Origin of the sequence: Streptomyces sp. NPDC088157 (assembly GCF_044741545.1) — a bacterium.
Lineage (GTDB): Bacteria > Actinomycetota > Actinomycetes > Streptomycetales > Streptomycetaceae > Streptomyces.
Genome location: NZ_JBIUSU010000009.1, coordinates 216,140 through 232,727 on the forward strand (window position 1 = coordinate 216,140; position 16,588 = coordinate 232,727).

General features: G+C 69.9%; 15 protein-coding genes. 8 read left to right on the top strand and 7 right to left on the bottom strand.

Annotation, left to right across the window (positions count from 1 at the left end):
• Positions 1 to 351: 351 nt before the first annotated feature.
• Positions 352 to 1,449, bottom strand: coding sequence for an integrase (locus ACIPFH_RS32955; protein ID WP_401832267.1), 1,098 nt, complete (start codon positions 1,447 to 1,449; stop codon positions 352 to 354).
• Positions 1,433 to 2,329 carry a hypothetical protein gene (locus ACIPFH_RS32960; RefSeq protein WP_401832268.1) on the bottom strand — a complete coding sequence of 299 codons (897 nt, stop codon included), beginning with the start codon at positions 2,327 to 2,329 and terminating at the stop codon, positions 1,433 to 1,435. The genes ACIPFH_RS32955 and ACIPFH_RS32960 overlap by 17 nt, the downstream gene beginning before the upstream one ends.
• 471 nt (positions 2,330 to 2,800) lie before the next feature.
• On the opposite strand from ACIPFH_RS32960, the gene ACIPFH_RS32965 reads away from it, so the two are divergent.
• The 7 genes from ACIPFH_RS32965 (at position 2,801) to ACIPFH_RS32995 (ending at position 12,212) form a co-directional block, all read left to right on the top strand.
• Positions 2,801 to 3,094: a hypothetical protein gene (locus ACIPFH_RS32965; RefSeq protein WP_401832637.1), complete on the top strand. Its 294-nt coding sequence runs from the start codon at positions 2,801 to 2,803 to the stop codon at positions 3,092 to 3,094.
• Between the two features lie 467 nt (positions 3,095 to 3,561).
• Entirely contained in the window at positions 3,562 to 4,569 is a 1,008-nt protein-coding gene (locus ACIPFH_RS32970; RefSeq protein ID WP_401832270.1) for a LacI family DNA-binding transcriptional regulator, read from the top strand.
• Between the two features lie 395 nt (positions 4,570 to 4,964).
• Positions 4,965 to 6,263, top strand: a complete 1,299-nt coding sequence (locus ACIPFH_RS32975) for an extracellular solute-binding protein (RefSeq protein ID WP_401832273.1) — start codon at positions 4,965 to 4,967, stop codon at positions 6,261 to 6,263.
• Positions 6,264 to 6,296: 33 nt separating this feature from the next.
• Complete coding sequence (locus tag ACIPFH_RS32980; protein ID WP_392782136.1) at positions 6,297 to 7,262, top strand: carbohydrate ABC transporter permease; 966 nt, start codon at positions 6,297 to 6,299, stop codon at positions 7,260 to 7,262.
• Positions 7,263 to 7,268: 6 nt separating this feature from the next.
• Positions 7,269 to 8,153, top strand: a complete 885-nt coding sequence (locus ACIPFH_RS32985) for a carbohydrate ABC transporter permease (RefSeq protein ID WP_401832274.1) — start codon at positions 7,269 to 7,271, stop codon at positions 8,151 to 8,153.
• A gap of 166 nt (positions 8,154 to 8,319) precedes the next feature.
• Entirely contained in the window at positions 8,320 to 10,617 is a 2,298-nt protein-coding gene (locus ACIPFH_RS32990) for a glycoside hydrolase family 3 N-terminal domain-containing protein (RefSeq protein WP_401832640.1), read from the top strand.
• A gap of 122 nt (positions 10,618 to 10,739) precedes the next feature.
• Positions 10,740 to 12,212, top strand: coding sequence for a glycoside hydrolase family 32 protein (locus ACIPFH_RS32995; RefSeq protein ID WP_401832275.1), 1,473 nt, complete (start codon positions 10,740 to 10,742; stop codon positions 12,210 to 12,212).
• A gap of 448 nt (positions 12,213 to 12,660) precedes the next feature.
• On the opposite strand, the gene ACIPFH_RS33000 is transcribed toward ACIPFH_RS32995, so the two are convergent.
• From ACIPFH_RS33000 to ACIPFH_RS33020, 5 genes are all read right to left on the bottom strand, one after another.
• Positions 12,661 to 13,578, bottom strand: coding sequence for a helix-turn-helix domain-containing protein (locus ACIPFH_RS33000; RefSeq protein ID WP_401832277.1), 918 nt, complete (start codon positions 13,576 to 13,578; stop codon positions 12,661 to 12,663).
• A gap of 124 nt (positions 13,579 to 13,702) precedes the next feature.
• Positions 13,703 to 14,101, bottom strand: coding sequence for a hypothetical protein (locus ACIPFH_RS33005; RefSeq protein ID WP_401832279.1), 399 nt, complete (start codon positions 14,099 to 14,101; stop codon positions 13,703 to 13,705).
• A gap of 186 nt (positions 14,102 to 14,287) precedes the next feature.
• A complete protein-coding gene (locus ACIPFH_RS33010; protein WP_401832281.1) occupies positions 14,288 to 14,752 on the bottom strand; it encodes a hypothetical protein in 465 nt (154 codons plus the stop codon).
• A complete protein-coding gene (locus ACIPFH_RS33015) occupies positions 14,749 to 14,895 on the bottom strand; it encodes a hypothetical protein (RefSeq protein WP_401832284.1) in 147 nt (48 codons plus the stop codon). The genes ACIPFH_RS33010 and ACIPFH_RS33015 overlap by 4 nt, the downstream gene beginning before the upstream one ends.
• Positions 14,896 to 15,198: 303 nt before the next feature.
• The gene (locus ACIPFH_RS33020; protein WP_401832286.1) at positions 15,199 to 15,423 is read right to left on the bottom strand and encodes a helix-turn-helix domain-containing protein; all 225 of its coding nucleotides are present in this window, start codon (positions 15,421 to 15,423) and stop codon (positions 15,199 to 15,201) included.
• A gap of 613 nt (positions 15,424 to 16,036) precedes the next feature.
• Between ACIPFH_RS33020 and ACIPFH_RS33025 the strand changes: the two genes are divergently transcribed.
• Positions 16,037 to 16,411, top strand: a complete 375-nt coding sequence (locus ACIPFH_RS33025) for a hypothetical protein (protein ID WP_401832289.1) — start codon at positions 16,037 to 16,039, stop codon at positions 16,409 to 16,411.
• Positions 16,412 to 16,588: the final 177 nt, after the last annotated feature.

Consider the following 16,588-nt stretch of genomic DNA (forward strand, 5'->3'; position numbering starts at 1 on the left):
GGCAGAGGGAGCCCCCGGAGGCGAGCGGCGTTACCCACTCGGTCGGCGTCCGCTCCGGGTGACGCACCCACCCGGATGCGACGGCGGGCAACCTTGCCGTAGGCGAGCCCGGTCATGACGCGCACGAACGCGGCGACCTGATGTGACGGCCAAGGCCCTGACCGCGCCGGCGTCTGCCCGACCATGGCGGCGAGCCAGCGGGGGAAACGTCCCTCCCGAAGGCCGGAGGCCACAAGTCTGTAGGTGCTCCGCCTGATCGGGGTCGGCCAGCATGTCGGCCAACTCGTCCTCTGCGATGTCCTCGTGAATCGTGCGCCCCATGGGGCCTCCGGTCTGCTCCGGGGAGAGTGGTCAGGTGAGACCAGCGGTGGCGTTGTCCTCCCAACCGTCAACCCGCTGGAAGTAGCCGTTCATGGAACGGGAGTGGCGGGCCCATCCGCCCTGGTCGGCGATCGCCACGGCATCCTTCCCGCGCTTGCGGGCGGTTGTCGCCAGGCCGATGCGGAGGGAGTGGCCGGTCCAGGCGAGGGGGACGCCTGCGCGTGCGCTGATCCGCTTCACGGCCCGGGTCACGGAGTCCGGGACCATGCCGCCGGTGACGTTGCCGTGCCGGTCGACGCCGACAAACGCGGGCGCGGTCGGCTCCGACCAGCGTGGCGGAGCCTCGGCGGCAAGACGCGCCCTATACACCGTCCACGCCTCCACCGGACAGATCTCCGGGTCGCCCTGACGGTTGATCTTCGCGTCGCGGACGCTGTGCTTGGTCTTGCCGGTGAGTACCGACACGACCATGCCTCGCGGTGTCAGAGCGACGTCCCCGGCCAGGAGGCCGGCGGGGTCCTGGGCGCGTGAGGCGTAGTGGAAGCCGGTCAGGATAAGCGCCTTGTCCCGGGCTCCGGCGAGGGTGTCCGGGCAGGCCTGCACCACGCGGTACAGGTCGGGCACCTCGGCGGCCGCCGCCTGTCCCCGGCCGCGCCGCTCGCCGGCCTTGAGCAGCTCCACGGCGGCCGCCTCCATCGTCGCCCGGGCCTGCGCCTGGTCGTCCCGGCTCACCTCCGCGCCACGGCGACGCAGCTCCACGACGGCCCCGGCGAGGATCGTCCCGGCCGACGACGCGGCGTAACCCTCCCCGTTCGCCTTGCCCCGGTCCAGCAGCCACACCACGAACGCCACCAAGGCGCCGCGCGTGGCCTGCAACTCTGGGAACCCCTGGGCGGCGCAGAATCGCTCCCAGACACGCCAGGCTTTCGCGTACGTGTCCGTCGTGTTCGCCGGCCGCAGTCGGCGCTGCACCTCGTCGGCGAAGTCCTCCGCGTCCGCGAGACGCTGGGCGACCTCCACGCCGTGGCGCTGCGCCCACTGGACGACTAGGGCGGGCCGCTCCTCGGAGGCGGCCGGAACGAGAGGCGCGGCGGCGTCTCCTGACAGGTGCTCAGACACGGCCGTCACCGCGCAGTTCCTCCCAGCCCTCTTCAGGGTCGAGGGTGACACTGAACCCGGGCAGGGTGCCGCCCCAGCGCATCGTGGTCTCCCATTCCTGAGCCTGGATGTCGATGACGCCGTCCGGCACGAGCTCCGCGCCGTTCCAGTACCAGCGGGCCAGGCCGTTTGCGGGCCGGGCGAAACCGATGCTGCGCGAGTTCACCGTCACGCGCGACCACGACAGGTCGCTCCTCTCCGTCATGGCGCGCCGCACGGCCTGTATCGAGGTCACGAAGCTGGAGGTCATCTCCTCGGTGCTCCGGTCTCGGAGCGGCGGCGTCCAGCCCAGGGTGCCGACGATGACGCCGACGACGAGGTGGGGCGTGAAGGACACCGCTTCTCCGGCCTCGACGACGGGCTGCGGGGTGATGGGCAGCACGGGTTCGTTCCCGGCCTCGAAGCAGATCCGCCACTCTCGTTCGTGCAGCCAGTCCGAGCGCCCCCGCGCGGGATCCGGCTCGTAGGCGACACAGCGGTTGTACGTCTGCCGGGGCATGCCGGCCTGCATCTCGGCGCGCTCCTCGCGGGAGACGTGGAGGACGGGCCGGGCGCCGGCGCCTATGAGCTGCTGGCGGTCGAGCACGAGGCCCCACGGAGCGTAGGGGCCCCGCGCCCCCGCCCCGTCGCGGAGCATGGTGCGGCGGGCGTCCTCGGTCGCCTCGCTGAAGCAGATCACCGGGGCGTCGGTCCCGAAGGTCGTGGCCCCGCGCAGGGTCCCGCTGTGCAGGATGCTCACCAGGCGCTGCTCCGGCGTGCCCTGCGCAAAGTCCGGCGGGAGATCTGTCTGCCCGCGGGGCCGACCGGTGAAGTGGACCAGGGTGTCGGGCAGGTCAGGGTGCGTGCTCACGTCTGGGTTTCCCCCTTCGCCGACGCTCGTCTCGACGGGATCGATACGTCCCGTTCTGTCGCGTCGGATAAGGAGAGGTTATCCGACGCTAGACATGTAGCGGACCGAAACGCACCGCAACGGACCGAAGCAGATCGCAACACCCGATGCGCGCCGTACGTCAACCGGTTCACGTACAGCACCGCCCGGCTCTCGCTACGGTGGTCGCGGCCGCCACGTCGGCCGGACTCCGAGCCGTACGCGCCCACGCCGCAGCGGTGACCGAGGACAAGGGGCCGTGAGCCTCACGTGACGTCAGCACCGCCCCGAACACCTTCCGTTGGCCACCGACGCCACGGCGGGGAACGCGCGGGGTCCACCCGCCGGGAGAGCGACCGGTCATGACCGACGACAAGCACACCAAGAGGGCCGCCCGCGAACTCGCGGCGCTGAGGGGATCTCGTACACCGCCGCCAGACCGGCAAGGTCACCATCGCCACCGTCTATGCGGTCACCAGCCTGACCGCCGAGCAGGCCACCCCGACCCAGCTCGCGAAGCTGATCCGGGACCACTGGAAGATCGAGGCCCTGCACCACGTCCGCGACACCACCTTCGCCGAGGACGCCTCGCAACTGCGGACCGGGAACGCTCCCCGGGCCATGGCGACCTGGCGCAACCTCGCCATAGGCGCCCTCCGGCTGGGCGGTGTCAGGAACATCGCCGCCGCCCTCCGCCACAACGCACGTGACGCCCGCCGCCCTCTCGCGATCCTCGGCCTCGCGTGATCACAAAACGGATGTAAGCCGACTACAACGAAGCCCCTGGGGTGTCAGCGACGACGAATGTCATCGATGACAGCGAGTGCCCGATTATGAAGGGCAAGTGCGTCAACGGTGCGGGCGCGATTGCTCCGGGGTCGGGTCTGCGGTCCGTCGGGCATCGTCAGCGGCCGGCAGCCGCACCAATGAGCTCGGCCATGGTGGGTGGGAGTAGGTAACCGCGCAGGTCAGAGCGGTTGCTTGAGTGGCAATCGGCAGGCTTCCGCGGCCTCGCGCGAGACCGAGATCGGCTGCGTTAACGAGTTGTTTCCGGGGTGTTGACCGGTGGGGCCTCTCGGTGCTTCACTTCCGGAACCGGTACCGAAACCGGTTCCGGGACTGCTTCCGGTACCGGTTACACGGGTCTCTGTACGATCGTCCCTTCGGCGCGGGAGGGAAGTCTTCCGCCTCTGCAGAAAGGGAGGGGAGGTGACATGGGAGTCACTATCGCCGACGTGGCCACGCGGGCCGGCGTCAGCAAGACGACGGTCTCGCGGGTGCTGAACGCCAAGGGCGAGATCAGCGAGGACACCGTCTCGAAGGTCCGCAAGGCGATCTCGGAGCTCGGCTATGTGCCGAGCGCGGGGGCCGTGGGGCTGGCACGCGGCACGACACAGATGATCGGCATGCTGGTCCCTGACCTGGCATGGGTCTGGGCCGGCATCGTGCAGGCGGTCGTCGAGACGCTGGAGGCCGAGGGCTTCGGGCTGCGGATGCTGACCGTGAACGGCGGTGAGGAGTCACTGCGCAGGCTGGGCCTGCAGGTCGCTGCCAAGTCGTTCGACGGGCTGCTGGTGATAGAGCCCGAGGGGGCCCTGGCGGCCATCACGGAACTGCACGAGGCCGGACTGCCGGTGGTGCTGATAGACGACCGCTTCCAGCGGCCGGGATTCCCCTATGTGGCCACCACCAACCGGGAGGGCGGTGAGCAGGCGGCGCGCCACCTGCTGGACCTCGGTCGCCGTCGCCCTCTGGTGGTGACCGGTCCTGATGAGTACGGCTGTACTCAGGAACGGTTGGGCGGCTTCGTCGACGTCTATGCGCAGGCCGGGATCGAGCTCGAACCGCGCAGCATCATCGGCGGTGACTTCTTGTTCGACACAGCCCGGAGCGCGGTGGCGCAAGCTCTCGCGGACGGCGTGGAGTTCGACGCGGTCTTCGGGCACAACGACCCCTCGGCGGCCGGCGTGCTCGCGGCCTTGCACGAGGCCGGCCTCAAGATTCCGCGGGATGTCGCCGTGGTGGGGTTCGATGACGTCGAGGTGGCGTCGTACACCTATCCCGCATTGACCACCATCCGCCAGCCGATGCGGGAGATGGGTGAGGCAGCGGCGCGTCTGCTGCTCGACCACGTGCGCAGATCACCCGAGGCCGCCCCCTCGCGCATCATTCCCACCAGCCTCGTGATCCGTGGCTCGACGTTAGAGCCGAGCTCGAACTGACGCGACGTCATCACGATGCGTACGTGATGGCACCTCGCAGCCGGGCGGTGCGTCGCCTGTGACGCACCGCCCCCCGTCTCCTTGAAACCTCGGCGACACACTTCGGCCTCGCCTTCCTCGCAACCATGGCGGCTGCACACGCGTTCATGCGGCACCGCCCACATGCACCCTTCCGCTCGCGCGTTCCCGATCCGGGACACCGAACGGCGCGCCTGGCCCACCCCGCCCGGCCCCTACCCAGTCCGCGTCGGATGCTCCAGCCGCGCCCTGCGACTGACCGCCGATGTCGCTGTCAGCGCAAACGGTCCCCACCCGTGCGCCGGCCATCCGGGCGTCCGCCCGCTCTCACCCTTAGCCCCCCGCGCCTGTATCGCCCAACGGCAAGGAGCCGCATCATGCGTATCACCACCCGTCACGCTGTCAGAACCGTCCAGATCCTGTGCGTCACCGTCACGGCCGCCCTGGTGGCCACCGGTTGCGGCCGGAGCGAGGATTCCGGCCCCGGCAAGGACGCACCCGCCGAGATTGCCGCGGGCAAGGCCAAGGGGACGGTGGTCATGTGGTCCATGGGTGACACCGACCCCGCCCTGAAGAACCTGGCCAAAAAGTTCGAGCAGGAGAACCCGGACGCCCACGTCAAGATCACTTCCGTCCCGTGGGCCTCCGCCCACGACAAGCTGACCACCGCGATCGCTGGTGGCAACACACCGGACATGTCCGTGATCGGCACCACCTGGATGGCCGAGATGGCCGCCATGAACGGCTTCCAGGCCGCCCCGGCGTCGATCAAGTCCTCAAGCTTCTACCCCGGCCAGTGGGACACCACCAAGTACAAGGACACGTCCTACGGTGTGCCGTTCATCGCGAACACCATGGTGGTCTACTACCGCACCGACCTGACCGAGAAGGCCGGCATCAAGGGCGCCCCGGCCACGGACTGGAGCGGGTACCTGAAGGACCTGAAGACCATCCAGGCCACCGCCGGCAAGCAGAATCCCAAGCTGCGCTACTCAACCGGGTGGAACATCGGCTTCAACTCCTGGATCTTCTGGCTGCCGCTGGTCTGGCAGCAGGGCGGTGACATCTACGACGCCAAGACCGGGAAGTTCACCTTCGACTCGCCCGAGGTCGCCAAGGCGCTGGAGTACTACGCGAGCATCCCCAAGCAGGGCCTGGCACCGACCGACAAGACGGAAAGCATGCCGGCGTTCCAGGCCGGCCAGATCGCCACCTACCAGGAGGGCCCGTGGGTCGGCGGCAGCCTCCACAACGACGCCCCGAAGCTGGACGGCACGTGGAAGACCGCGCCACTGCCGTACTCCAAGCAGCCCGCCGGGTTCGCCGGCGGCAGCGACCTGGCGGTGTTCAAGGACGCCAAGAACGCCGACGCGGCATGGAAGTTCGCCCGGTTCCTCACCGAACCGGCCAACCTCGCGGCCTATGCCAAGGCCACCGGCAACATTCCGCCCTCGCCCACCGCGTGGGACGAGGCGAAGCTGAGTAACGACGAGAACATGAAGGCGTTCGCCGAGCAGCTCAAGGTCAGCAAGGCGCCGCCCGCCATCAGCACCTGGCAGCAGATCGCTGACGCAGTCGACTCCCAGTTGGAGAGGCTGTCCCTCGGCAAGGCCACGGTCGCTCAGGTGCAGCAGGCGCTGCAGTCCAAGGCCACCTCCATCGGCACCGGCCGCTGAGCGCCGCGGCGTGAGCACCCCTCGTAGGGACGGATGACATCCATGTCCACGAAAACGCTTCCCGGGCGGGGCGACACCCACGAGCCGAGCACCGCAGGGCCGCAGCAAACGCTCCGGAGCACGGCGCGCGGCAGGCAGACCCGGGCCGCCTGGATTCTCGCCGCCCCCTTCCTCGCCCTGTTCGCGGCCTTCATGCTGCTGCCGGTGGTGTGGTCGCTGCTGATGAGCCTGACCGACACCCAGAGCGCCGACCTGCGCACCCCGCTGAACGTGTCGTTCACCGGCTTCGACAACTACGTGCGGCTCTTCCAGGACGAGCAGTTCGTTCACGCCCTGCGCAACACGGCCGTGTTCGTCGTGGTGGGTCTGCCTCTGACGCTGGCCGCCGGGCTCGCCGCGGCGGTCGCCCTCGACCGCGGCATCCGCCGCTTCCGTGCCGTCTTCCGGGTCGGCTTCTACCTGCCGGTGATCACCAGCGTCGTGGCCGTCGCCGTGGTGTGGAAGACGCTTCTTGATCCACAGGCGGGGCTGGTGAACACCGCCCTGGGCTGGGTCGGGATCGACGGGCCTGCCTGGCTGGCGGACACCCGGTTCGCCCTGCCCGTCATGATCGTGATGGCGGTGTGGCGCAACCTCGGCACCGTCATGATCATCATGCTGGCGGGTCTGCAGTCCGTGCCCCACTCCCTGATGGAGGCGGCTGAACTCGACGGGGCCGGTGCCTGGCAGCGGTTCTGGAGGGTTACTTTCCCGCTGCTGCGCCCGGCGCTGCTGCTGAATGCCGTGATCATGGGCGTGGGCTATCTGCAGTTTTTCGACGAGCCGTACGTGATGACCCAGGGCGGTCCGCTGGACTCGACCCTGTCGGCCACGATGTACGCGTATCAGCAGTTCGGCAACGGCAACTACGACATGGCGTCGGCCGCCGGCTACGTCGTCTTCGTCCTCATCGTCGCGCTGACCCTCCTGCAGTTCCGGATGCTGCGAGACAAGGACTGATACCTCATGAGCACCCTCTCCACCCTTCGGAAACAACCGGATGCCGACCGGGCCATCAGGCGTCGCCGCATCCGGCAGACCTGGGGCCAGCCCTGGCTGTACGTGCCGCTCACCGGCGCTCTGCTGCTGATGATCGCCCCGTTTCTGTGGATGCTGTCCGGCGCCTTCAAGCCCGAGGCCGACATCCGCAAGGTGCCGCCCGTCCTGATTCCCACAGCGCCCACGCTGGAGAACTACCGGGCACTGTTCAGCAGGCTCGACTTCACTGGCATGTTCGTCAACTCCGTGATCGTGGCTGTGGTCGTCACCGCCGGGAACCTGCTTTTCTGTTCGATGCTGGGTTACGCCCTGGCCAAGCTGGAGTTCCGCGGCCGGCGCGGCGTCTTCGCTCTGGTCATGGGCACGCTCATGGTGCCGCCCCTGGTCACGTTCGTGCCGCTGTATGTCGTGGTGTCCAACCTGGGACTGGCGGGCTCCCTGCTCGGGCTGATCCTGCCGTACCTGGTCACCCCCCTCGGGGTGTTCCTGATGCGGCAGTTCATCTCCTCCCTGCCCGACGAGCTGATCGACGCCGCCCGCGTGGACGGCTGCCGTGAACTGGCGATCTTCTGGAAGATCATCCTGCCGCTGACCACACCGGGCCTCGCCGCCCTCGGGATCATCACGTTCCTCGGCTCCTGGAACAACTTCCTGTGGCCGCTGGTCGTGGCCCAGAACGAGGACCAGTACACCCTGCCGGTCGGCCTTGCCCTGGCCAGCGGCGGACAGGACTTCACCCGCTACGGCATCCTCCTCGCCGGCGCCGTCGTCGTCCTGCTCCCGGTGATGATCGTCTTCCTCCTCTTCCAGCGCCGCTTCGTCGCCGGCATCGCCACCACCGGCCTGAAGTGACACCCCTACTCCCACCGCACCGCCCCCTGCCGCCCCGGTTCCGTCCGGGGCGGCGGGCAGGCAGCGCGCGAGCCCCGCCGCGCAGGGCGGCAGCGTGCGCGCGACGAGGCACTCGCGTCGCCCATCAACTCTCTGATCTGTGACGACTCATCTCTTGGAGAACACCGTGGGACAGCCGGTCCACTCTGCCGTGTACCTGGATCCGGAAGCGGCCGTGGAAGCGAGAATCGACGACTTGCTGTCCCGGATGACCCTGCCGGAGAAGGTCGGGCAGTTGCTGATGCTCGACGCCCAACACGGGGACCTGGTGGACATCCTGTCGGCCAAGCTGGCCGGGTCCGTTCTGCATGTGACTCCCGAACGGATGCCCGAGGCCATGAAAATGGCCCAGCGGACACGGCTCGGCATTCCGCTGCTGACAGCCGACGACGCCATCCACGGCCACTCGTTCTGGCCCGGCGCGACCATCTTCCCGACCCAGCTGGCCATGGCCTGCACCTGGGATCCCGCTCTGCTCCACCGGGTGGCCCGGGCGTCCGCGACCGAAATCGCGGCGACCGGAATCCACGGGACGTTCTCCCCGGTCCTGTGCATCACCCGGGACCTGCGCTGGGGCCGGATCAACGAGACGTTCGGCGAGGACCCCTTCCTGATCGGCGAACTCGGCGCGGCAATGGTGCGCGGCTACCAGGGCGAGGGCCTCAGCGACCCGACAGCCGTGCTGGCATACGCCAAGCACTTCGCGGGCTACTCCGAAACCCTGGGCGGGCGCGACGCGAGCGAAGCCGATCTCAGCCCGCGCAAGCTGCGCTCGTGGTTCCTGCCCCCGTTCGAGCGGGCGGCCCGGGCCGGCTGCCGCGGCTTCATGCTCGGGTACCAGTCGATCGACGGTGTACCCATCACCGCGAATCAGTGGCTGATCAACGATGTGCTCAAGGGCGAGTGGGGCTTCACCGGGACGCTGGTGACCGACTGGGACAACGTCGGCCGGATGGTCTACGACCAGCGCACCTGCGCCGACTACGCCGAGGCGGCGGCGGTCGCCGTCAACTCCGGGAACGACCTCATCATGGCCACGCCGCAGTTCTTCGAGGGCGCGCAAGAGGCGGTCGCCCGCGGCCTGGTCGACGAGAAACAGATCGATGACGCGGTACGGCGGGTTCTGCGGCTGAAGTTCGAGCTCGGGCTCTTCGAGGACCCCCGCACCCCCGACCCCGAGCGGCAGGCGCAGGTGATCGGCTGCCGCGCACACGCCGACCTCAACCTCGAGACCGCCCGGCGCTCCCTGGTACTGCTGCGCAACGCGGGGATCCTGCCCCTCGAAGGCGGGCTGACCTCGGACGGAACCGGCCGCGCCGCGAGCCAAGGCACAGCGCGGACGATCGCGGTCATCGGCCCCAACGCCGACAGCCCGCAAGCCATGCTCGGCGACTGGGCGGGCGCCACCGGTCAGGTCCCGTGGATGCCCGACGGACATCCACGCGAGACGGTGGAGACGGTGCTCGACGGCCTTCGCGCCATCGCACCCGCCGACTGGACCGTCACGCACGCACGCGGAGCCGACATAGCAAGCCCCGCCCATGCCCCCGAATGGTCCACCGGGCCCGACGGCCAGCCACTGCCGCCCGTTTTCACCCCCGCCCCGGTCGACCATGCGCAGCTTCGAGAGGCTGTCGCCACAGCAGCGGCCGCCGACTACGCCGTCGTGGTCGTGGGAGACACCATCGCCCTCACCGGCGAGGTGCGCTCGACGGCCACGCTCGACCTCCAAGGGGGCCAGATCGCGTTGCTGGACGCGGTCGCCGCCACCGGCACACCCATGATCGTCGTACTCGCCCAGTCCAAGCCGAGCACCCTCCCCGAGTCGGCACTGAACGCGGCAGCCCTCATCGAGGCGTTCAACCCGGGCATGCGCGGTGGCCGCGCCATCGCCGAACTCCTCCTCGGACTCATCGAACCCAGCGGCCGACTCCCACTGTCGTTCGCACGCCACGTCGGACAGCAACCGGTCTTCTACAACCAGGTGCGAGGCCAGCACGGAAGCCGCTACGCGGACCTCACCCAAGACCCCCTATTCGCGTTCGGCGAGGGCCTCACCTACACCACCGTCACCTACTCCGACCTCGTCGTGCACGACCCGGACGTCTCGGCCGACGGCACCGTCGACGCCACGGTACGACTGACCAACAGCGGGGACCGTCCGGCCCTGGAAACGGTCCAGGCGTACATCAGCGACCTGACCACCAGCGTCACCTGGGCCGAGCAGGAGCTGAAGGGTTTCACCCAGGTCGAAATCCCTCCCGGCGAAAGCCTGGACGCCACCATCAACATCCCGGCCACTCACTGCTCACTCGTCACCGCGGACAACCGCCGAGTGGTCGAACCGGGTGAGTTCATGCTCCGCGTCGGCCCCAGCTCACGGCGGGAGCAGCAGCTGAGCGCGGGATTCCGCATCGGGACCTGAACCCCGTATCTGAACCTGTAGCCCGCATACGGGCTCGAAGACCCCCGCCCCGCCGGCCTGCTGCCCCGCCAAATCGAGGGCCGGCGGGGCGGGTTCCATCTGAAACACCGAAAGGCACGCGTGTGTCCACCACACCCCGCCATCCGCACCGCCCCGTGGCGCACCTGCGGCCGCCCCGCAACTGGATCAACGACCCCAACGGGCTGGTCTTCCACGACGGCCACTACCACGTGTGCTACCAGTACAACCCGTACGGCGCGACCCACGCGAACATGCACTGGGGCCACTTCCGCAGCCCCGACCTGCTGACCTGGGAGCCGCTGCCGATCGCCCTGTCCCCGACCCCCAGTGGCGTGGACGCCGACGGCTGCTTCTCCGGCAACGCCGTCTCCGACGGCGACCGGCTGGTCGCCTTCTACTCCGCGCACCGCGAGGACCGCTCGTTCCAGCACCAGCCGGTCACCTGCGCCGTCTCCCACGACGGCGGCAACAGCTTCCGCCCGCGCGGCGAACTACTCATCCCCGAGCTGCCCGAGGGCTGCACCATGTACCGCGACCCGTACGTCTGGCAGGACGGCGACGGCTGGCGGATGCTGGTCGGCGCCGCCCTCGCGGACGGCCGCGCCGCCGCCCTTCTCTACGACTCACCCGACCTGGAGAACTGGACCTACCGGGGGCCCTTCGCAGCCCGCCGTCCAGAGCCCGTCGGCGGCACCGAGGAGCTCACCGGCGATGGCTGGGAATGCCCCCAATACCTCCCGGCAGCCGACGGACCCGGCGCCCTCATCTTCAGCACCTGGACCGAACCCACCGGCCCGATGCGCGTCACAGCCCTGATCGGCGAAGAGCATGACGGCCACTTCGAGGCCGGCCCAGCGGTACCCGCCGACCACGGCCCCGACTGCTACGCGCCCGCCCTGCTGCGGGCACCGGGCGACCGGTGGCTGCTGTGGGGCTGGTCATGGGAAGCCCGCGACGAAGCCTGGGCCGTCGCGGACGGATGGGCCGGGGTCCTCACCCTGCCCCGCGAGATCCACGTCCACGACGACGGCACACTGCGCCAGCAGCCCGCCACCGAACTGCTCGCCCTGCGCGGCGAGCACACCATCCACGCCGAAGGCGCGACGCACGGCCCGCAGCCGGTGGACCTCGGCAGCGTGGGCCGCGCTTTCGACCTGACGGCCTGTCTGGAGCCGACCGGAAACGCCGGTCTGCGGCTGCTCACCACCCCGGACGGCTCGGAGTACCTCGACATCCGCGTCGATACCGATGCGGGCGAACTGGTCGTCGACCGCGACCACGCCTCACTGGACAACCGGGCCCGCGGCGGCTCGTACCGGATGCCCTGCCCCTCTGGTCAGCCGGTCGACCTGCGCGTGGTCGTCGACCACTCCATCGTCGAAATCTTCCTGATCACCACCGGCCAGGTCCTCACCCTGCGCTGCTATCCCACAGGGCAAGGCCCGTGGCGACTTGAGGCCCGCAGCGCACCGGGTACCCGCCTCGGGTTCGCGGTCGACGCGTGGGAGCTGCACCCGCTCGTGATCAAGGAGCCGAGCACCGGCACCGCAGAGCCGGCGCCGACATCGCCGTAGAACCGACTCCAACCGGTCGATCCCCCAGGGCTTCGACGTAGTCGTGTGACGACCGGGTCATGACGTTCTGTCAGCTTGCTGGTGTGCTCTGGAACGCGACAGGCACGGCTTCCAAGATCATGGAGTTCTCTACGCTCCGTGATCCGACTGGAAGACCGTGCCTGCCGACGCATCATCGCTGATCCCGTCTGCCCTTGACCAGCTCCGCGAGCATCCTGAGGTCATATCCGACGAGGTCCCGCGCCTGCTGGAGCGGCTGGCCGAGGTGCCCGATCCGCGAGACCCTCCGCGGCGTACGGCACGCTCTGGTTGCCGTGCTCGCGCTGACCGCGTGCGCGGTTCTGGCGGGGGCGAGGCCGTGCTCGCCGCGTACGTCATCCCTCGGGCCTGTACGTCATCACGTTGACGTACAGGCCCGAGGGTGCGGCGCGTCTTGTGGCGCGGCCGGTCAGGCTCCGAGGTCCTCGTCGGGGAGGTCGTCCAGGAGCGCGGCGAGCTGGTCGACGTCGAGGGCGGCCACGGTCTCCAGCTCGGTCAAGTCGTCGGCGGCCGCGACGTCCAGCAACTCCGCCAGGTCCGCCGGGTCAACGCCGAAGCGGGCCTCTGCCCATGCGGTGAACGCCTCGTCGGTGTCCTCGGGCAGCGGCCGGTCCTGCGGGTCCTCGGGCGTCTCTTGTCGCGCCGTGGGGACGGTCGGGCGGGCGGTCCGGGCCTTGAGGTCGTCCAGGGGTGGCAGGGCGGCGAGAGCGGCCGCCAGGGCCTCGGGGCTGCCCTTCCGGTGCCATAGCTCCGTGCCGCGCTGCGCCCAGCGCCACGCGGTCGACGTCGACACCCGGTAGGCCCGGGCGATGTGCCGGTACGGGAGGCCGGCGGCCGCCAGGACCGCGACCGTGCGCAGGTGGTCCCGGTCGGCCTCCTCCTGGCGCTCCGCCTCGTCCAGCTCCTCGCGCGTAGGGCGGCCGTCCAGGATGGCGGCGAACACGGCCCGGGGCCGCTCGTGCTCGGGCACCAGGCGCTCGAACAGGTCGCCCGCGGTGAGGGGCGCGCGGCGGATCTCCTCGGCGATTGCGAGCTTCCACGGCCAGTAGACCTCTGCGTACCAGCGCTCACGGCGGGCCCGGCGCTCCTCGGGCGGGACGGACGGGTCGGCTTTCGGCGGCCGGGGCGCCCAGCGCTGCCGCAGCGGCCACGGGTGCAGCTTGCCCCCGTCGACGCGCCACAGGGTGGTCACCTCCGGGTGGTGGGGGTCGCGGACGGCGTACGTGCCGTCAGGCAGGCGCGGGACGACGGGACGGGCGGCGAGCTGGGCAGCGGACGCCATGGGCTCCTCCTGGTGGTCGTTGTCCTTGTTCGCATCCCTTGTCACCTAGTGAGCGAACGCTCAGCGTGCGAAAGGGCCTGGTCGTGGGGCGGTGGGGTGTGGGCGGGAAGGGGCGGTTTCCGGGGTGTAGAGGGGCCGGGAGTGTCCGGGAAGGGCCTCCCGGCCGTCCCTACAGGCCCGGGAAGAGTCCGGCCAGGAGGGTGCCCATGGCGGGGTCGAGGGGCCGGTCCGCGCGCTCCTGGAGGTGGAGGGCCTTGTCGGCGGCCTCCATGAGTCGTCGCGCTGCACCCGTGGCGCCGCGTCCGTCGCGCTCGATGATCCGGGCCATCTGTAGGGCGACCTCCCGGTGCATCACGGCGGCGGGTGCGGTGACCTCCTCCAGGGCGCGCAGTACGGCAGCGGTCAGTTCGCCGTCCGGTGGGGGCGGTGTGCCGTCCTCGTCGGCGACGGCGGCACTCAGCAGGTCGGAGGCCGTCGCGGCGAGGGACATGCGGCGGCGGGCGGCGAGCGCGGTCAGGGCCTCATGGACGGCCGGGGAGACGCGGGTGGTCAGCGGCTTGGACGCCATGGGGCGGGCCTCCGGTGGGGTCTGGCACTCGGGGTCAGGGGCGTATACAGGCTCACCGGTCGTGACCTGCACGGATGTGTAGCGGTACGGAGGCCCGGCCCGCGCGAGGGTTAACAAAAGTCAGCGTTTTTGCAGTACTTCCGTAGCCCTTCTGTAGCTCCTCGCCGGGCCGGGAGCGGGGAGGGGTCACCGGTGGCCGGCCTTTCCCGTGGCGTGAGCGGACGGAGGGATGCGGGCCTGCTCGAACGCCTCCTCCTGGCGGGCGAGGTCGGCGGCCGCGGCCTCCAGGACGTCCGGGGCGATCCAGCCGAACGGCTCGGCCGGGGGCTCCGTGGCCCGGGGGACGTCGTGCCAGGCGGTGACGCCGTAGCGCTTCGCGGTGGTCTCCAGCCACCCGGCGCGGTAACCGGTGTCATGCCAGGACCGGGGCAGCCCGAGGGCGACGTACAGGGCGGAGGCGGCCCGGCACCACGAGTTGCGGCCGCGCGGCTGGAGGTCCCAGCAGCGCAGGCAGAGGTGCCCGGATACGTGGACGTCGGCGCGCAGCGTGCGTTCCGGGATGCCGGGGGCGGCGCACAGCCAGCACCGGTTGTCCTCGGGGCTACGGCTTCCGGCGATGCTGTCGGCGGCGGTGGGCTTGCTGGCCTTCACGGGGTGTCCTCTCGGGTCGGTGGGGCGGTGAGGTGGTCGACGGCGGCCGTCCAGTCGGGGACGGCGGAGGGCGTGAGGGTGAGCACGTCGGGAGACCGGCGTACGACGACCCCGGCCGCGACGGCGGCGGCGAGGTAGCGCACGGCGTCCTCGGTGCGCAGGCAGGCACCGCGGGCGAGGTCCTGGACAAGACGTACAGCAGCCCGAGGAACCGGGAGCGCAGCAGGACGGCCGGCATCGTGGCCTCCCACTCGCGGGCGAGCTGCCCGAGGTAGGCGGCCGGGACGGGTCCGGCGGACGGTCGGCTGATGAGGTCGACGGCAGGCATGGGCGCCTCCGTGCTCGTGGGTGTCGCCAGGCCCTCAACCATCGGCGTCAGGAGGCGGCGCGGTGGCCAGCCTCCGGGTGGTGCAGCGCGCCAGGCCCAGAACAGCGCGCGGGCGACGTCAGGCGGTCGCCGTGGTGTCCCCAATTGGGGACATGCCGGAGCGGCGGCGCTCCAGCTCGGATCGGTGGACGCGGACGCGGTGGCCGGTGGGCCCGAGGCGCTGTACGCGCATCTCCCGGTCGGCGGCGATCCAGCGGGACACGGTCTTGGGGTGAACCTGGAGGGCGGCGGCGAACTGGGCGCGCGTCAGCCACTCGGGGCCGTCGTCGTCGGCGGTGCCCACGGGGCCTCCTTCGCTCGGGTGCGGGCGGACGTCCCAGCCGGTCCCATGCGGGGACAGCCGGGAGCGGCCGGGCGCCTTAACCCATTCCGGCCTCTTGCGGTGTCGGCGGAAGACGGGCCGCTCGTGAGACCGGACGTCAGGGCTATGACCTGCGGAGAGGGGGGCGGCGTGGAACTCGTGAGACCGTCCTACGCGCGCGGGCTCACGCGAGGCGACGACAGTCGCGAGGTCGGAATCGTTCCGCACCCCGCAAAGGTTTTGGGTTGGTTCTTGTTGTTGGGTTCTTCTTTACGTGCGCTGTAGCGCATCAGGCCACATGCGGTGTCGCGTACGAGGAGGGCAGCCGGAATACGCCGGAAACGTGCCGCAGGGCGTCAGTGTCGATGCCGGGGCGGGGGTACTGCTCCAACGAGCGGGCGGTGCATCCGGTTGTCTCGTCCCGCAGCCCGGGGGAATGCCCTCAGACCGGGCTGGCCCTGAGCCCAGATGCACTCCTCAGGCTGCGGTGATGCAATGGAAGTTGGGGATTTCGTTCGCCTCCAAGACCCCACCGGAATGCGGCTGTACATCCACTCATGTGCTGTGCGGCTCGTTCAACGGAACGGAGCAGCCCATGGGCGAGATCTACGACGATAAGGGAATGGTTAGTGGCTGGTACCGCTCCGGTTCCGTGTATGACTCATCCGAATCCAAAGTCGGCTCGGTAGATGCCTCCGGGCGCGTTTACGACACGTTGGGGATGCTCAGGGGGAGAGTCAACGAGTACGGCAAGGTCTGGGATGAGAAGGGACTCGAAGTCGGCAAGGTGAGCGACAACGAGAAGAAGGTCTACACCGACGTGTTCGTGGTGGGGTCTCATTCTGAGCCGGACACCACTTACAGCCCGTACGAGCCGTACCTGATACGGGACGGTCACCGGGCAGGGGCGGCCCTCCTACTGCTCCTCGGCGCTTTGGAGAAGGCGCGCGCGGCTGGCTGGACGCGCTGACCGGGCGTCTCGCAGCGGAGCGGTCTGGCCAACTGGGGCCGAGGGTCACCAGGTCGCGAGCAACTCGCTGTTCCGCCCCGGCTTACGGCACGTTTCCGGTGCATTCCGGCTGCCCTCCTACGAGGCCAGATGCGGTGTAGCGCATCAGGTGCCGAATCCTCGTGCGCTGTGGCGCAT